Annotated in this window: 17 protein-coding genes and 1 tRNA gene; 9 read left to right on the top strand and 9 right to left on the bottom strand. The window is 68.4% G+C overall.

Features of this window, described 5'->3' with window-relative positions:
- Window positions 1-329: 329 nt before the first annotated feature.
- Complete coding sequence (locus ACTHL9_RS18515; protein WP_043124850.1) at window positions 330-812, bottom strand: CarD family transcriptional regulator; 483 nt, start codon at window positions 810-812, stop codon at window positions 330-332.
- A 245-nt stretch (window positions 813-1,057) separates the two neighbouring features.
- Here ACTHL9_RS18515 and ACTHL9_RS18510 point away from each other — a divergent pair, with 245 nt between their 5' ends.
- Window positions 1,058-1,657 (top strand): hypothetical protein, encoded by a 600-nt coding sequence (locus ACTHL9_RS18510; RefSeq protein ID WP_440520730.1) that lies wholly within the window; start codon window positions 1,058-1,060, stop codon window positions 1,655-1,657.
- 78 nt (window positions 1,658-1,735) lie between these two features.
- On the opposite strand, the gene ACTHL9_RS18505 is transcribed toward ACTHL9_RS18510, so the two are convergent.
- Together ACTHL9_RS18505 and ACTHL9_RS18500 are read right to left on the bottom strand one after the other, a co-directional pair.
- Window positions 1,736-2,416, bottom strand: a complete 681-nt coding sequence (locus ACTHL9_RS18505; protein WP_138415592.1) for a response regulator transcription factor — start codon at window positions 2,414-2,416, stop codon at window positions 1,736-1,738.
- Entirely contained in the window at window positions 2,413-3,594 is a 1,182-nt protein-coding gene (locus ACTHL9_RS18500; protein WP_440520729.1) for a sensor histidine kinase, read from the bottom strand. The genes ACTHL9_RS18505 and ACTHL9_RS18500 overlap by 4 nt, the downstream gene beginning before the upstream one ends.
- A gap of 163 nt (window positions 3,595-3,757) precedes the next feature.
- On the opposite strand from ACTHL9_RS18500, the gene phoU reads away from it, so the two are divergent.
- A complete protein-coding gene (gene phoU, locus ACTHL9_RS18495; protein ID WP_440520728.1) occupies window positions 3,758-4,417 on the top strand; it encodes a phosphate signaling complex protein PhoU in 660 nt (219 codons plus the stop codon).
- Window positions 4,418-4,489: 72 nt separating this feature from the next.
- On the opposite strand, the gene ACTHL9_RS18490 is transcribed toward phoU, so the two are convergent.
- Genes ACTHL9_RS18490 through ACTHL9_RS18470 form a run of 5 tightly spaced genes read right to left on the bottom strand, consistent with a single transcriptional unit; the run spans window position 4,490 to window position 8,951 of the window.
- Window positions 4,490-5,236: a phosphoglyceromutase gene (locus tag ACTHL9_RS18490; protein WP_440520727.1), complete on the bottom strand. Its 747-nt coding sequence runs from the start codon at window positions 5,234-5,236 to the stop codon at window positions 4,490-4,492.
- Between the two features lie 33 nt (window positions 5,237-5,269).
- Window positions 5,270-6,094: a class I SAM-dependent methyltransferase gene (locus tag ACTHL9_RS18485; RefSeq protein ID WP_440520726.1), complete on the bottom strand. Its 825-nt coding sequence runs from the start codon at window positions 6,092-6,094 to the stop codon at window positions 5,270-5,272.
- A gap of 4 nt (window positions 6,095-6,098) precedes the next feature.
- The gene (locus ACTHL9_RS18480; protein ID WP_440520725.1) at window positions 6,099-6,407 is read right to left on the bottom strand and encodes a DUF2516 family protein; all 309 of its coding nucleotides are present in this window, start codon (window positions 6,405-6,407) and stop codon (window positions 6,099-6,101) included.
- Between the two features lie 9 nt (window positions 6,408-6,416).
- A complete protein-coding gene (locus tag ACTHL9_RS18475; RefSeq protein ID WP_440520724.1) occupies window positions 6,417-7,613 on the bottom strand; it encodes a trans-sulfuration enzyme family protein in 1,197 nt (398 codons plus the stop codon).
- Window positions 7,614-7,640: 27 nt separating this feature from the next.
- Window positions 7,641-8,951, bottom strand: coding sequence for an Nramp family divalent metal transporter (locus ACTHL9_RS18470; RefSeq protein ID WP_440520731.1), 1,311 nt, complete (start codon window positions 8,949-8,951; stop codon window positions 7,641-7,643).
- A 163-nt stretch (window positions 8,952-9,114) separates the two neighbouring features.
- Between ACTHL9_RS18470 and tmk the strand changes: the two genes are divergently transcribed.
- From tmk to ACTHL9_RS18455, 3 genes are read left to right on the top strand one after another with little or no spacing between them, the layout of a single operon-like run.
- Window positions 9,115-9,819 carry a dTMP kinase gene (gene tmk, locus ACTHL9_RS18465; protein ID WP_440520723.1) on the top strand — a complete coding sequence of 235 codons (705 nt, stop codon included), beginning with the start codon at window positions 9,115-9,117 and terminating at the stop codon, window positions 9,817-9,819.
- The gene (locus tag ACTHL9_RS18460; protein WP_440520722.1) at window positions 9,816-10,958 is read left to right on the top strand and encodes a DNA polymerase III subunit delta'; all 1,143 of its coding nucleotides are present in this window, start codon (window positions 9,816-9,818) and stop codon (window positions 10,956-10,958) included. Before tmk ends, ACTHL9_RS18460 begins: the two co-directional genes overlap by 4 nt.
- A 19-nt stretch (window positions 10,959-10,977) precedes the next feature.
- Window positions 10,978-12,555 carry an alpha/beta hydrolase gene (locus ACTHL9_RS18455; RefSeq protein WP_440520721.1) on the top strand — a complete coding sequence of 526 codons (1,578 nt, stop codon included), beginning with the start codon at window positions 10,978-10,980 and terminating at the stop codon, window positions 12,553-12,555.
- Here the strand turns inward: ACTHL9_RS18455 and ACTHL9_RS18450 are convergent.
- Complete coding sequence (locus tag ACTHL9_RS18450; RefSeq protein ID WP_440520720.1) at window positions 12,552-13,253, bottom strand: HAD-IA family hydrolase; 702 nt, start codon at window positions 13,251-13,253, stop codon at window positions 12,552-12,554. The genes ACTHL9_RS18455 and ACTHL9_RS18450 overlap by 4 nt on opposite strands.
- Before the next feature lie 249 nt (window positions 13,254-13,502).
- Here ACTHL9_RS18450 and ACTHL9_RS18445 point away from each other — a divergent pair, with 249 nt between their 5' ends.
- The 4 genes from ACTHL9_RS18445 to ACTHL9_RS18430 all read left to right on the top strand — a co-directional run.
- Window positions 13,503-13,772, top strand: coding sequence for a hypothetical protein (locus ACTHL9_RS18445; protein ID WP_440520719.1), 270 nt, complete (start codon window positions 13,503-13,505; stop codon window positions 13,770-13,772).
- A gap of 73 nt (window positions 13,773-13,845) precedes the next feature.
- Window positions 13,846-13,921, top strand: a tRNA-Thr gene (locus ACTHL9_RS18440).
- A 141-nt stretch (window positions 13,922-14,062) separates the two neighbouring features.
- The gene (locus ACTHL9_RS18435; protein ID WP_440520718.1) at window positions 14,063-14,221 is read left to right on the top strand and encodes a hypothetical protein; all 159 of its coding nucleotides are present in this window, start codon (window positions 14,063-14,065) and stop codon (window positions 14,219-14,221) included.
- Window positions 14,222-14,238: 17 nt separating this feature from the next.
- A partial coding sequence (locus tag ACTHL9_RS18430) for a hypothetical protein (protein WP_440520717.1) occupies window positions 14,239-14,785 on the top strand: 547 nt, incomplete at its 3' end.

Here is a 14,785-nt window from a genome sequence, read left to right as displayed (position 1 = left end):
TCAGGGGGCAGCGCCGCCGGTTCGCTGGGGGAAGTCACGCCGTCAAGCCTAACGTCCGACGCGTGTCCTTCCGTTCGTCCTGCCGTCCTCCCCACGTTCTGCGCCGTCCTCCCCACGTTCTGCGCCGTCCTCCCCGCTTGTACGGCCGACGGCGTCGCAGCTCCCCGTGCCTGCCGTGGCATCGCTGAGGCTTGTTAGCAGGAGTCGGGGAAGCAGGCACAAGAGTTGGGGAGGACGGCCATGAAGTTGGGGAGACCGGCCGAGCGGCCCCCGGTAGGGCACCAAAAAGCCCCCGCAGCGACGCTGCGGGGGCTTCGTAGAGCCTGGGTTCAGGATGCGAGAACCTCGTCGAGGACACTCGCGGCCTGCTCCTCATCCGTCTTCTCCGCCAAGGCCAGCTCGGAGATGAGGATCTGCCGAGCCTTGGCCAGCATGCGCTTCTCACCCGCGGACAGGCCGCGGTCCTGATCGCGACGCCACAGGTCGCGGACGACCTCGGCAACCTTGATCACATCGCCGGAGGCGAGCTTCTCGAGATTGGCCTTGTAGCGGCGGGACCAGTTCGTGGGCTCTTCCGTGAACTCGGCCCGGAGGACATCGAACACATGCTCGAGGCCTTCCTTGCCCACAACATCACGGACACCTACGAGGTCCACGTTTTCAGCTGGTACTTCAATCGTCAGATCACCCTGGGCCACTTTGAGCTTGAGATACATCTTCTCTTCGCCCTTGATAGTGCGCATTTTGATCTCTTCGATCTTGGCTGCACCGTGGTGGGGGTAAACAACCGTCTCGCCAACCTCAAAAACCATGTGGACATTCCCCTTTCCCGCAAATCAGTCTATCACGGTTGAGGCCGCAGCCCGGCCGAGGGAGGCCCCGCGATCGGCGGAATGACGCGGGAGAGCGGTTTCTCGGCAGGCTCGGCAGGGCTTGACGAACCATCAAGAAAGTGCTTCACGTCACCCTTGCCGGTGTCGCGGAATCTACGATCTGTCGAAATTCGGGCTACGCTAGGGGCGACCAGACCTCTTCCACCCATCTACAGGAGCGAGCTGTGCGTTTCACTGCTTCGACCCCCGCCGCGCGCGTTGCCCTCGCAGCCGCTCTCGGCGTGGGCCTGCTGACGGCCACCGGCTGCGGATACATCAACCCGCAGCAGACGTCCATCCAGTACTCGGCCTCTGACGGCGTTCGCGCCGACGTCGGCTCCCTGCAGCTGCGCAACGTGCTCATCGTCTCCTCCGGCAAGAGCGGTTCGGCGACGACGCCGAGCCCTGACGCCCCCGGACGCCTCATCGGCTCCCTGTACAACACGTCGTCCCAGGACCTCACGGTCTCGCTGTCGACCGCCAACTCGAGCCCCGTCACGGTGACCGTTCCCAAGAACGGCACTGTCCGCCTCGAAGAGTCCACCCCGGTCTCGTTCTCCCACGTCGGCGGCGTCCCCGGCTCGCTCGTGGATGTCCAGGTCTCGGCGGGTTCGTCGAACCAGACCGTGAAGATCCCCGTCCTCGACGGCACGCTCGAAGAGTACCGGCAGTACCTGCCGACGCCGTCCGCCAGCGCCTCTTCGTCCTCGAGCTCCTCGGCGTCGTCGGGCGCGTCCGGATCCTCGAGCGCGTCGGCCACCCCGTCTGCCTCGGCGACCCACTAGAGCTCACGCCAACGACGACGGCCGCTCTTCCCACCTGGGGCGAGCGGCCGTCGTCGTTCTCTGCCAGTCGTTGGGGGCTCAGGGCTCGAACTTGTAGCCGAGCCCCCGCACAGTGACGAGGTAGCGCGGGTTCGAGGGGTCAGGCTCGATCTTGCTCCGGAGCCGCTTGACGTGGACGTCGAGCGTCTTGGTGTCGCCCACGTAGTCCGAGCCCCATACGCGATCGATGAGCTGGCCGCGGGTGAGCACGCGTCCGGAGTTGCGCAGCAGCATCTCGAGGAGCTCGAACTCCTTGAGCGGAAGGGCCACCTGCTCGCCGTCGACACTTACCACGTGCCGTTCGACGTCCATCCGCACGGGGCCGGCCTGGACCGTCGAGGAGATGAGCTCCTCGGGCTCGCCGTGGCGCCGCAGCACCGCGCGCACGCGGGCCACGAGTTCACGGGAGGAGTAGGGCTTGGTGACGTAGTCGTCGGCGCCGAGCTCAAGGCCCACGACCTTGTCGATCTCCGAGTCCTTGGCGGTCAGCATGATCACGGGGACGTTCGAGCGCTGCCGGAGCTGGCGGCACACCTCGGTTCCGGGGGTGCCGGGAAGCTGGAGGTCGAGCAGCACAAGATCGGCTCCGTTGCGGTCGAACTCCACGAGCGCCTCGGTGCCGTTGTCCACGACCTCCACCTCATAGCCTTCCTTGCCGAGGAGGAATGAGAGGGGGTCGCTGAACGACTCTTCGTCCTCCACGATCAGGATCCTGCTCAAGCCATTGCTCCTTGCTCGGGGGGCCGTGCGGCCCCGTCTTGCCGTTCTTGGTCCTGCTCCATCTCGGGCAGCCGCACGGTGAAGGTCGACCCCTTGCCAGGCTGCGACCACACAGTGACCTCGCCGCCGTGGTTCTCCACCACGTGCTTGACGATGCTCAGGCCCAGGCCCGTGCCGCCCGTCTGCCGGGACCGCGCGGCGTCCACGCGGTAGAAGCGCTCGAACACCCGGTCCTGGTCCTCGGGCTTGAGCCCCTCGCCCTGATCCGCGACCGACACTGAGACAAGTCCGTCCTTGTCCCTGATACCGATCCCCACCTTGGTGTTCGCCGGCGAATAGCGGATCGCGTTGTCGATGAGATTGCGGAAGGCGTTCACGAGCAGGTCCGGGTCGCCGAAGACCTTGTGCTGGCTCGAACCGCCGACGACGACGGAAATCCCCTTCGCCTCGGCAGCGAGCCGCGAGCGGTCCACGGCTTCCGCGACGACCTCGTTGAGGTCGACGTCCTTCCCCTGATGCACGATGTCCGCACCCTGGAGCCTGGAGAGCTCGATGATGTCCTGGACGAGGGCGGCCAGTCGGCTCGACTCCTTGCGCATGCGCTGGGCAAAGCGGCGGACGGCATCCTCGTCGTCCGGACTGGCCTCGAGCGCCTCCGCGAGGAGGGAGATCGCGCCGACTGGCGTCTTGAGCTCGTGTGAGACATTCGCGACGAAGTCGTTCCGGATCCGTTCCGTCCGCGTGATCTCCGTGCGGTCATCCGCCAGGAGCAGGATGTATTCCTCGCCGAGCATCGCCGCGCGGACCTGCACGATGATGGAGCCCTGGCCGATGGGACCGCGCGGGAGCTCGAGCTGCTGCTCGATCACCACCCCGTTCCCCCGCACCTTCGCCGTCATCTGGAGGAGCTCGCGGTGGACGACGGTGTGCCCGCGGACAAGGCCGTACGCGTAGGCTGCGGGGCTGGCGCGCACGACGCTGTCGATTGCGTCGACCACGACGAACGCCTTGCCGAGGACCGCGAGGACGTCGGCTGCCCCGTCCGGGAAGGACACTTCCCCCGGGGCCCCCTCCAAGAGGTCGCGCTGCCTCTCGCTCGCCCTGAAGGCGAGGACGCCGAATGCCCCGAAGGACAGGCCGAGAAGACCCGCCACGATGCCGACGACGAGAGGATCCACTCCTCCAGCTTAGGGCTCGCGACCGGGCCCGCGGCCGGCGTTTGCCGCCACGACGGTCCGGTTCACGTATCGTTCACCCAAGGGCAGTCAACTATTCATCTGCCGCTGAGAGTGTGACGAGTCGGAGCGCCCACACAGCCTGACGGAACGGGAGGACACCGCCGTGCGCAAGGTATTCCAAGAAGAGCTCAAGTCTGTCCATGACGAGCTGGTCGAGATCGCCCAGCTCGTCGCGGCCGCGCTGGACAAGGCCGTCGAGTCCTTCCAGAACGCGGACGTCGACCTCGCGCAGGAGGTCATCGCAGAGGACGCGCGCATCGACTTCCGTCAGACCGCGCTCGATGAGCGGGCGATCGACATCCTCGCCCTGCAGGGCCCGGTCGCGAGTGATCTCCGCACGCTCGTGGGCTCCCTGCGCATGAGCGCGTCCCTCGAGCGGATGGGCGACCTCGCGCGCCACATCGCCCAGCTCGCGCGCCTCCGCTATCCGGAGAGTGCCGTGCCCGCGCCCCTCACGCGCACCTTCGAGCGGATGGCCGAGCTGGACAAGCAGATCATCGCGCACGTCGCGGAACTGCTCGCGACCCACGACCTCTCCCTCGTCGCGAAGATCCAGGGCGACAACGCGGACATCGACGACCTCCACGCGAGCGTCTTCCGCACGATCGCAGACCCGTCGTGGACTGGCTCTCCCGCCCTTGCCGTGGACGCCGCCCTCGCAAGCCGCTACTTCGAGCGCTTCGCCGACCACGGCGTGTCGGTAGCCCGCAAGGTGTCCTACCTCGTCACGGGCGAATGGGACGGGGACATGACGTCCAACTGACCCCTCAGCCTCAACATTGCGCCGTCGCCGCCGCCGGGTGCACACCCGGTGGAGGCGACGGCGCAACTGTTTCTACTTCTTGCCCTGGTTCTTGACGGCCTCGATCGAGGCGGCCGCCGCATCCGGGTCGAGGTACGTGCCGCCCGCGTTGGTCGGCTTGAAGCCCTCGTCGAGCTCGTAGACGAGCGGGATGCCCGTGGGGATGTTGAGGCCCGCGATGTCCTCGTCGCTGATCCCGTCGAGGTGCTTCACGAGCGCGCGGAGCGAGTTGCCATGCGCGGTGACGAGAACGACCTTGCCCGCCGTGAGATCGCCCTTGATCTCAGACTCCCAGTACGGGAGGAGGCGCTCGAGGACGTCCTTGAGGCACTCGGTCCGCGGGATGTCGTCGCCGAGGTCGGCGTAACGGGGGTCGCCGACCTGTGAGAACTCGGAGTCGTCCGCGAGAGGGGGCGGCGGGACGTCGTACGAGCGGCGCCACTCCATGAACTGCTCCTCGCCGAACTCCGCGAGGGTCTGGGCCTTGTCCTTGCCCTGCAGCGCGCCGTAGTGGCGCTCGTTGAGGCGCCAGGAGCGCTTGACGTCGATCCATCCGCGGTCGGCCTCGTCGAGCGCGATGTTCGCAGTGTTGATCGCGCGCTTGAGACGGGACGTGTAGAGGATGTCCGGCAGCAGCCCCTTCTCGGCGAGCAGCTCGCCGCCGCGCCGAGCCTCTTCGCGGCCCTGGTCGTTGAGATCAACATCGACCCAGCCCGTGAAGAGGTTCTTGGCGTTCCATTCGCTGTGCCCATGGCGCAGCAGGATGAGGGTGTAAGTCATGGACTCATGCTATCGGGCGGAATCGGGCTCGACTCAGTCCGTGACGCGGGGCGCCACCGAATCCCACCCGACGGTCAGCTCCCCCAGCCGCCACCGAGCCGGGCCGTGCCGGACGGGCCACCCGTCGTTGCGAAGCGTCCGTGCCATCGCGATCCAGCGTTGGCGGCTGCCGAACGAGGCAAGCGGCGCCGCAGACAGCCATGCGGCGTCGAGTGCACGAAGGAACTCATGGACGGGTTCCCCCGGCACGTTCCGGTGGATGAGCGCCTTCGGAAGGCGCTCGGCGACGTCTGAGGGCCGCTCGAACGAGCCGAAGCGCAGGGCCACGGAGAGCGTCTGGGGGCCCTCGCCGTCGAGCGCTACCCAAGCGGCGCGGCGCCCGATTTCGTCGCACGTCCCCTCGACGAACAGGCCACCCGGCGCAAGCCGGGAGCGGACGAGATCCCAAATGGCGGGAACGTCGTCCTCCTCGTACTGCCGGAGGACGTTGAACGCGCGGACCAGGGCTGGAGCCCCGTCGACCGGCAGTTCGAAGCCGCCGAGGCGGAACTCGAGACCCTCGCGCTCCAGGGGCTTCGCGGCCTCGACTCGGCTCGGCTCGATCTCGACCCCCACGAGGCGGAAGTCCGCCCGCACGGTCCGCAGGCGCTCGAAGAGCTCGACGGCGGTGGCTGGCGACGCTCCGTAGCCGAGGTCGACGGCGAGCGGCGAGGTGGGGAACGACCGGAGCCTGCGGGCCTGCGCCCCCGTGATCCAGCGGTCCACGCGGCGCATCCGGTTGGGGTTCGTGGTCCCGCGCGTGACGTTCCCTACGGGACCGCCGCGCGTGGCCCGGATGGGGCTCGCCTTCTGGACCACCCGCTCAGCGGGACGAGACGGAGGGCCGCACGTCGGCCAGGTAGATCCCGGCTGCGGTCACGGCGGCGAGGTTGAAGAGACTCGGCCCGAACATGGGGCTGATTGGGCTGATGATGGAGAGGAGGCCGACGAACGCGGCCGCGCCGGTCACGGCGAGCCAGAAGCCCTTCGTGCGCTTGAAGCCGGCCTCGAACGCCGGGCCCTTGCGCGTGGTGCAGTCGATGAAGGCCCACAGCGAGATCGCCAGGCACAGGAAAGAGATGACGTACCCGACGATGATGTCGATGTAGGCAATGAGAAATCGGCCGCTCACAGCTCCAGCCTACAGAAGCGCGTCGAGTCCCTGCGCGAGGTCCGCCCACAGGTCCTCGACATTCTCGATCCCGACGCTCAGCCGGACCAGTCCCTCGGGCACGGTCAGCGGCTCGGCGGTGTGCCTGCGCCGCCGCTCAATCGTCGACTCGACGCCTCCCAGCGACGTCGCAGGAAGCCACAGCGCGAGGGAGGCGACGAACGCGTCGGCCGCTGCGGCGTCGTCGAGCTCGAGGCTGATGATCGAGCCGAAGCCGTCGAACTGGGCGGCCGCGCGCGCGTGGCCCGGATCGGAGACGAGGCCGGGATAGCGCGTGCGGCGGACGGCGGGGTGGCCCTCGAGGCGCCGCGCGAGTTCGCCCGCCGTCGCCTGCGAGCGCTCGACCCGCAGGGCGAGGGTGCGGAGGCCGCGAAGGCCGAGCCAAGCCTCCATGGGTCCGGCGATGGCGCCGTGAAGCGTGCGGTGAGCGAGGAGCTTCGCGCGCAGCTCGTCATCGTCCGTGACCGCGAGGCCGAGGAGGACGTCCGAATGCCCGGCGAGGTACTTCGTGGCGGAATGCACGACGACGTCGGCCCCCACCGCGAGCGGCCGCTGGCCGAGGGGCGTGCTGAACGTGTTGTCGACGACGACGAGTGCCCCGGCCGCGCGGGCCGCGGCCACCAGCGCAGGCAGGTCGGCCACCTCCATCATCGGGTTGGTGGGACTCTCGACCCACAGGAGGTCGGCGCCGTCGAGCGCGGCGACCACCGCGTCCGTCTCGGCGATGTCGACGGAGCGGAGCTCGAGCTCGCCGCGCTCGCCCTTGCTCTGCGCGAGGCCGAGGGTTCCCGAATAGGAATGGGCCGGTGCCACGAGCACGCCGCCGACCGGGACCAGGCTGAGGGCCGCCGCGACAGCGCCCATGCCCGAGGAGAAGAGCAGGGCTGGGACGTCCGTCCCCTCGAGACGCGCGACCGCCTCCTCGAACGGCTCCCAGGTGGGGTTTGAATACCGGGCGTAGCCGCGCGCCCCCTCACCCACGGCGCCGAGACCTACGAACGTCGAGGAGAAGACGACGCTGGGGTTCACCGGACTGTCGTGATCGCGCTCCGGGCGGCCCGCGGCGACCGCGAGAGTCTCTGGCGAAAGCGCCGAGAGGGCTTCGGCGTCGAGGTGCGGGAAGCTGAACTCGGACACGGCGGAGTCGGTTTGGGAGGCGCTGGTCATTCCCCTAGGGTCGGTCATTCCCCTAGGTTAATGCGCGAACTGGGACCAGATGGCGAAAGCGCCCGCTACCGCCATGATCACGGCGGTGAACCAGCCGACCACGTTCGAGAGTGGGCTGTTGCGACGCTCGCCCATGATGCGCTTGCTCCCCGCGATGAGCAGGAGGACCACGAGGAACGGGGCGGCCGCGATGGCGTTGAGCGTCGCGGACAGGACGAGCATGCCGATCGCGTCCGTCGAGAGCATGGACACGACGGTGGCGACCACGAGACCGACGATCAGCAGACCGTAGAACAGCGGTGCCTTCCGCGGGCTGCGGTCGAACCCCCAGTCTCGGCCTGTGAGCCCGGTGAGGCCGATGCACGCAGACGAGGCCAGCACCGGCACGCCGAGCAGGCCCGCCCCGATGAACCCGAGGGCAAAGATGGCGCCCGCGAGCGGCCCGGCCAGTGGCTGGAGAGCCTTCGCCGCCTCGGCCGCGGTGTTGACGTCCTGGTGCTGCTGCCCCAGGGTAGCGCCGGTGGCCACGATGATGGCGAACATCACGAGAGTGGAAACCGTCATCCCGGCTACCACGTCGATCTTCTGCTGGCGACGGCGGCGCTGCGCGAGCCCGTCCGGAAGATCGGGGTCGGCGAGCGGGTTCTCGCCGCCTTCAGGCATCAGCCGGAGCTCCTCGATGCGCTGCCCGCTCTCCCAGAAGAACAGGTACGGCGAGACGGAGGTGCCGAAGACGGCGGCGAGAAGTCCCCAGAATTGAGGCTCGGGCGAGAGCCGCTGGAAGGTGAGGCCCGCGAGCACCTCGTTCCAGTGGACTCCGGCGATGAACACAACGGCGACGTAGGCGAGCAGGGCCAGACAGAGCCAGGTGAAGACGCGGGCCACGGTGCGGTAGGACCCAGTGACGAGCAAGATGCCGACGGCAATGCCCGCGACCGGAGCCCACACCTGCGGAAGCCCGAGCCCCAGGAGCTGCATCCCCTGGCCCACTGCCATGAGGTCCGCGGCGACATTGACGACGTTGGCCACGAGGAGGCAGGCAAGGAGCACCGCCGTCAGGAAGCGCCCCACCGGACCGAAGCGCCGCCGGACCAGCGCTCCCAGGCTCTCTCCGGTGGCGGTCGCCGTGCGGTCGCTCATCTCCTGGACAGTGACCATGAGCGGCAGCACCACCGGCGCCGTCCAGACCATGCCGTAGCCGTACAGAGCCCCGGCCTGGACGAACGTCGCGACAGCTGACGGGTCATCGTTGGCTGATCCCGTGATCACCCCGGGGCCCAAGGCCCTCAGCCAGGTGCGCCACCCAGGCGCGTCCTTGACCGGCTGCTGCTCTCGCATCGCGCTCAAGCGGTTCCCTTTCGGATCTTTGCTCGTGGAACGTCCCTGCCTGACTGCGGACGCGCTCAGTGCTGGCTTACCCCCGAGCGCCCCGGCCAACCCGTTATCCACATACGCACGCACTTTCGAGCGGGAATCGACCCCGTATCGGTAGGCTGGGTGGGTGACCTTCTCCCCCGTTACCCCGGCACGGGGTCTCTTCGTCGCGTTCGAAGGAGGCGACGGCGCCGGCAAGTCGACGCAGGCGCGGCTCCTCGCGGCGTCCCTGCGCTCGGCGGGCCTTGGGGTGCTGCTCACGCGAGAGCCGGGCGGCACTCCCATCGGCGAGAAGCTCCGCTCCCTCGTGCTCGATCACGGCCAAGGGGAGATCGATCCGAGGACCGAGGCGCTCATCTTCGCGGCGGCGCGGGCGGCCCACGTCGCCCAGGCCATTGAGCCTGCTCTCGCGCGCGGAGACGTGGTGGTGACAGACCGGTATATCGGGTCCTCGATCGTCTACCAGGGAGTGGGGCGAGGACTCGGCCCTGACGCCGTCCGCGGGCTCAACGAATGGGCCACGGGCGGCCTCTGGCCCGATCTCACCGTCCTGCTCGACGTCGACGAATCCGAGGGCCGCGCCCGCCGCGCCGCGCATGAGGTGGGCGAGGATCGTCTCGAGTCGGAGCCGGACGCGTTCCACCGCGAGGTCCGGGCAGCCTTCCTCGATCTTGCGTCGGCGCGGCCGGACGCGTACCTGGTCCTTGACGGCCGGCAGGATCCTGTGGGGCTGGCCGAGGAGATCCTGACGGCGGTGCTCGGCGCGCTCGAGGCGAGAACCGCCGTCGTTCCTCCCGCTGCCGTTCCTCCCAGCGTCGGCGAGCGCCGATGAGCGTCTGGGAGCAGCTCGTGGGGCAGTCGCCCGTCGTCGAGCAGTTGCGCCGTGCAGCCGCCGGGGAGGGGCTCACCCATGCCTGGCTCTTCACGGGTCCGCCCGGATCCGGGCGGTCGACGGCGGCCAAGGCCTTCGCCGCGGCACTCAACTGCGAGGTCGACGACGTGACAGCCCGGGGCTGCGGGGTGTGCAGCGGGTGCCGCACGGTCCTCGCTGAAACGCACAGCGATGTCACGTTCGTGCGCACGGAGAAGATCACGATCACCATCGATGAGGCGCGGGAGCTCGTGGCCAAGTCCGGCGATCGCCCCTCGACTGGACGCTGGCGCATCGTGGTCGTCGAGGATGCCGACCGCATGGCCGAGCGCACCACGAACGTGCTGCTCAAAGCGATCGAGGAGCCTACTCCTCGGACGATCTGGATGCTCTGCGCGCCATCGCCCGCCGACGTCCTCGTGACGATCCGCTCTCGGTGCCGGCCGGTGAGCCTCCGGCTCCCGCCGGTCACGGACGTCGCTGCGCTCCTCGTGGAGCGCGACGGCGCCGATCCCGATCTCGCGCTGCAGGCGGCGCGCTCAGCCCAGAGCCATATCGGCATCGCCCGCAGGCTGGTCCACGACGCCGCAGCGCGTGAACGGCGGTCAGCGACCGTCCGCCTGCCGCTCACGCTGTCCACCGTCTCGCAGGCCGTGAACCTCGCGGAACAGATCGTGAAGATCGCGACCGACGAGGCAGCGACCTCGAACGAGGAACGCGACGCCGAGGAGCGCTCACGCCTCTTCGCGACCCTTGGCCTCTCGCCCGACGACAAGCTGCCGCCCAGCCTCCGCGCGCAGGTGAGGCAGCTCGAGGAAGACCAGAAGCGGCGCGCGAAGCGCTCGGTGACGGACTCGCTCGACCGCACGCTCACGGATCTGCTCTCGTTCTATCGCGACGTGCTCATGATCCAGCTCGGTGGGACCGTGGAGCTCGTGAACACCGAGCTCGCCAACGAGATCGCCGACTTCGCGTCGAAATCGACGCCGGACGTAACTTTGGCGCGGATGGACGCGGTTAACACGACCAGAGAACGCATCACGACGACCAATGTGGCCCCGCTCCTCGCGGTCGAGGCCATGGCAGCAAGCCTGATCTGAGGAGAAGAGCCCTTTGACGATGCCCGCCCCGAGACAGGGTGCCCCCCTGCCTGCCGCAGGCACCGCGCGGCTGCGTGCCGCCGTCGTCGCCGTCGTCTCCGGACTGGCCGCGCTCGCCCTGGTGCTCACGGGCTGCACGCCGTTCCTGAGCCCCGGCTCCGGGCCGACTCCGGACACGGACACGTCGGCCACGGCGGGCGCTCCCCCGGAGCTGGAGAAGTTCTACCAGCAGAAGGTCGAGTGGTCCTCCTGCGAGAACAACCTCGAGTGCACCAAGGTCACGGTCCCGGTCGACTACTCCAAGCCCGGGGGCGAGACGATCCAGCTCGCCGTCGCGCGGCTGAAGGGCAAGAACGCGTCCTCCAACCTGCTCGTGAACCCGGGTGGTCCGGGCGTCTCGGCGATCGACCTCGTCCGTGACGCGGGCACCACCATGTTCTCGGACAAGCTTCGGAGCGCGTACAACCTGATCGGCTGGGATCCCCGAGGCGTCAAGCGGTCAGCTCCCGTCACCTGCTTCGACGGGCCCCAAGAGGACGCCCGGCGCCAGCAGAACCCCGACTATTCGACCGATGCCGGTCTCGAGGAGGCGTTCGCGGAGCAACTGAAGCTCATCGACGCGTGCAAGGCCAATACCGGCCCGGTCCTCGCCCACACGGACACGATCAGCTCGGCCAAGGACATGGACATCATCCGAGCGGTGGCGATGGGGCAGTCCAAGCTGAACTACGCCGGCTTCTCCTACGGGACCCTGCTCGGCTCGACCTACGCCGGCCTCTTCCCGGATCGCGTGGGGCGGTTCGCGCTCGACGGCGCGCTTGACCCCGCTCTGGATTCCACCCAGGTGACGGTCGGCCAGGCGAAGGGCTTCGAGGACGCGCTCCACGCCTACGTGCGGTCCTGCATCTCGAAGTCGGGCTGCCCGATGAGCGGCAACGAAAATGATGCAATCATCCAGATCCAGGCGCTCCTCCAGTCGGTCAAGGAGCAGCCGATGCCGACCACGGAAGGCCGAGTGCTGCCCGGCACCGATTTCGTGAACGGCTTCATCCTCCCGCTGTATAACAACACGAACTGGCCCGTGCTGACGCAGGCCCTCACGAGCGCCTTCCGCGGGGACGGGACCGCGATGCTGCGGCTCGCCGACCTCGCCGCCGATCGGGACTCGAACGGCACGTATTCGTCGAACAGCACCTACGCCTTCATGGCGTACAACTGCCTCGACTACAACACTCCCAGCGACACGACGAGCATGCGCAACGAGGCCGACCAGCTGCACCAGGCCTCCCCCACCTTCGGGGACTTCTTCGCCTATGGCGGGGTCAATTGCCGAGACTGGCCGACGAAGCCCGTAAGGACGCCCGCGCCGGCTCACTACACCGGCGGGAGCACGATCCTCGTCGTCGGGACCACGGGGGACCCGGCCACCCCATATCCGTGGGCGCAGTCGCTCCGGAGCGAACTCGGCAACGCCTCGCTGCTGACGTTCAACGGCGAGGGCCACACGGCCTACGGGCGCGGCTCGTCCTGCATCGACAAGGCCGTGGATGGCTTCCTCGTCGACGGCACGGTCCCGAAGGACGGGACTCGCTGCTAGATCGGCAGCAGGCCCGGCAGGTCCGCGACTGAGCGCACGACGGCGGTCGCGCCCGCCGCTCGGAGCTCGCCCTCGCTCTGAGCACCGGTGAGCACGCCGATGGCTGTCCCGGCGCCCGCACGGAGGGCGGAGGTGATGTCCGCCGTTGTGTCACCCGCGACGAGAACCTGGCGGACGTCGTCGACGTCGAGCGCGAGGACCGCGGTAAGGACCATGTCGGGGAAGGGGCGGCCGCGGCCGGCGTCCTCAGAGCAAAGGGACAGGTCCGCGAGTCCCATCCAGCCGAGGGCCTCGAGGACGCTGTTCTGCGTGTGGCGTCCGAAGCCGGTGGCCAAGCACACCAGAATCCCCCGCTCGCGCAGCTCATGCACAGTGTCTTCGGCTCCGGGGACGGGTTCGACGCAGCCGCCGACGATCATGCGGTCGTACGCCGCAGCGAAGGTGCGCGAGGCAGCGCGGGCCGTAGCGGCGTCGTCCGGGAAAAGCTGCTCGAAGACCCGGGTGCGATCGAGCCCGGCGCTCTGGCGCGAAATCTCCAGGGCCGCTCCGAGGCGATCGCCCTCGATCCCGAAAGAGGCGAGCGCCTCCGCCACCGCCCGCTCCGCCGCGCCGCCATCGACCACGGTGGTGCCATTCATGTCCAGCACAGCAAGGCGGACACTGCTCGCAACGACGGGCGGCAGGTTCGGCACGCTCACGGACGACTCCCCGGGTTCTCTCAGGCGCCGGACATTCCGGCGCCTGAATTCCCACGCTGGCACGGTGTGCCGACGTCGCCCTGAATTCGCCGAGTACGGGGAGTGAACAGCGCTGCGCGGAAAGGTGAGAAAAAACTCCGGGGGCAATTCGTGTCATATGGCGGAATGCGCTTGTTTCCCTCCCGTGCCACCACCACGCTGAGGGTGGCGGCTACCACGCGGGCGGCCACACGATATGGGGAGCTGAGGGTGACGGGGACATCCGCACTGGAAAGACTGCAAGTCAGCAGGCAGCTGCGGGCTGCTTTGCGGGGCGACGGCGCCAGACTTGCGCTGGGAACCATCGGAACGGTGGACATTGTGGTCTATCCGGAGCGCCCCGGCGGCCGCCAGAGCACGCTGGCTTGCCTCCGAGGGATCGGTGGCAGCGCCTACGTGGACTCTGCGCACTACCGCTCGTGGCGGCTGTTCTCGGCGGCGGTGGCGTACACGGTCGAGTATCTGGGCCGGATCGCCTAGCCCGTTTTGACCCGGCCGACGCGGCTCCAGTAGAGTATTCACTCGGTGGTTCGCTCTGGCGGACGGCCTGATTGCCTCCCTAGCTCAGACGGTAGAGCGTCTCACTCGTAATGAGAAGGTCAGCGGTTCGATCCCGCTGGGAGGCTCCACCGAAGCCCCTCTCCCAATTGCGGAAACGTGAATGAGAGAGGGGCTTTTCTGTTTCCCGGCTCGCCGCTCCCCATCTAAGGAGTCCCCTCACCATCCACGTCGATATCCGGCGCGGGCCGCGTAACGGCTAGGCTCGTTCGATGGAGACGGAGAGGGCGCTCGCCCCCAGCAGGCTGCTGGGCCTCCTGGGCGCGGAGGACGCCGGGCTGCTCGCGCGGGCGTGCAGGGCGCGACTGTGGATCGCCTCCTTCATCGGTGCCACCGCCCTCGTCCTCCCGCTTCGAGACATCACGGCCTAACGGCGGGGGAAATCGTCATGATGACTTCACCTTCCTCAGGCAAGGATCCGGAAGACCGGGCCCAGGACGACGTCGGAGTTCTTGGCAATGAGCGCTTGACGGCGTTGACCGGGGCTGTGCTGCTGGTGCTATTCGCGGTGGAGACCGTCACCGTGATCCTGCTGCGCGGCCTGATGCCAGCCCACTTCTTCGTCGGCGTGCTGCTCATTGGCCCCGTGGCGGTGAAGACCGCGAGCACCGGCTGGCGATTCCTGCGCTACTACGCCCGCCATCCTGCGTACCGGCGCAAGGGACCGCCCCGGCCCGCGATGCGGGTGCTCTCACCGCTTCTGCTTGTCTCCACCCTTGCCGTGATCGGCAGCGGCATAGCCCTCGCCGCCACTGGCCCGGCTCCGGAGCTCCTTCTCAGGATCCACGTGATCAGCTTCCTGGCCTGGCTGGTGCTCATCATCATCCACGTCAGTGTCTACGCCTCACGGTTACCCAGAGCCATCGCCGAGGACTGGTGGAGGCGCAGGACGAACCGAGACGGAACGAGGACTGGAAGAAGGGCCCGCCTGGCGG

Origin of the sequence: Sinomonas sp. (assembly GCF_051955515.1) — a bacterium.
GTDB lineage: Bacteria > Actinomycetota > Actinomycetes > Actinomycetales > Micrococcaceae > Sinomonas.
This window is presented reverse-complemented; position numbering and strand designations above follow the sequence as displayed.

Coding starts and splice junctions, on each gene's coding strand:
- ACTHL9_RS18470 (WP_440520731.1), bottom strand. CDS start 8,951: ATGCGAGAGCAGCAGCCGGTCAAGGACGCGCCTGGGTGGCGCACCTGG.
- ACTHL9_RS18455 (WP_440520721.1), top strand. CDS start 10,978: ATGCCCGCCCCGAGACAGGGTGCCCCCCTGCCTGCCGCAGGCACCGCG.
- ACTHL9_RS18490 (WP_440520727.1), bottom strand. CDS start 5,236: ATGACTTACACCCTCATCCTGCTGCGCCATGGGCACAGCGAATGGAAC.
- ACTHL9_RS18475 (WP_440520724.1), bottom strand. CDS start 7,613: ATGACCAGCGCCTCCCAAACCGACTCCGCCGTGTCCGAGTTCAGCTTC.
- ACTHL9_RS18460 (WP_440520722.1), top strand. CDS start 9,816: ATGAGCGTCTGGGAGCAGCTCGTGGGGCAGTCGCCCGTCGTCGAGCAG.
- ACTHL9_RS18435 (WP_440520718.1), top strand. CDS start 14,063: ATGGAGACGGAGAGGGCGCTCGCCCCCAGCAGGCTGCTGGGCCTCCTG.
- ACTHL9_RS18515 (WP_043124850.1), bottom strand. CDS start 812: ATGGTTTTTGAGGTTGGCGAGACGGTTGTTTACCCCCACCACGGTGCA.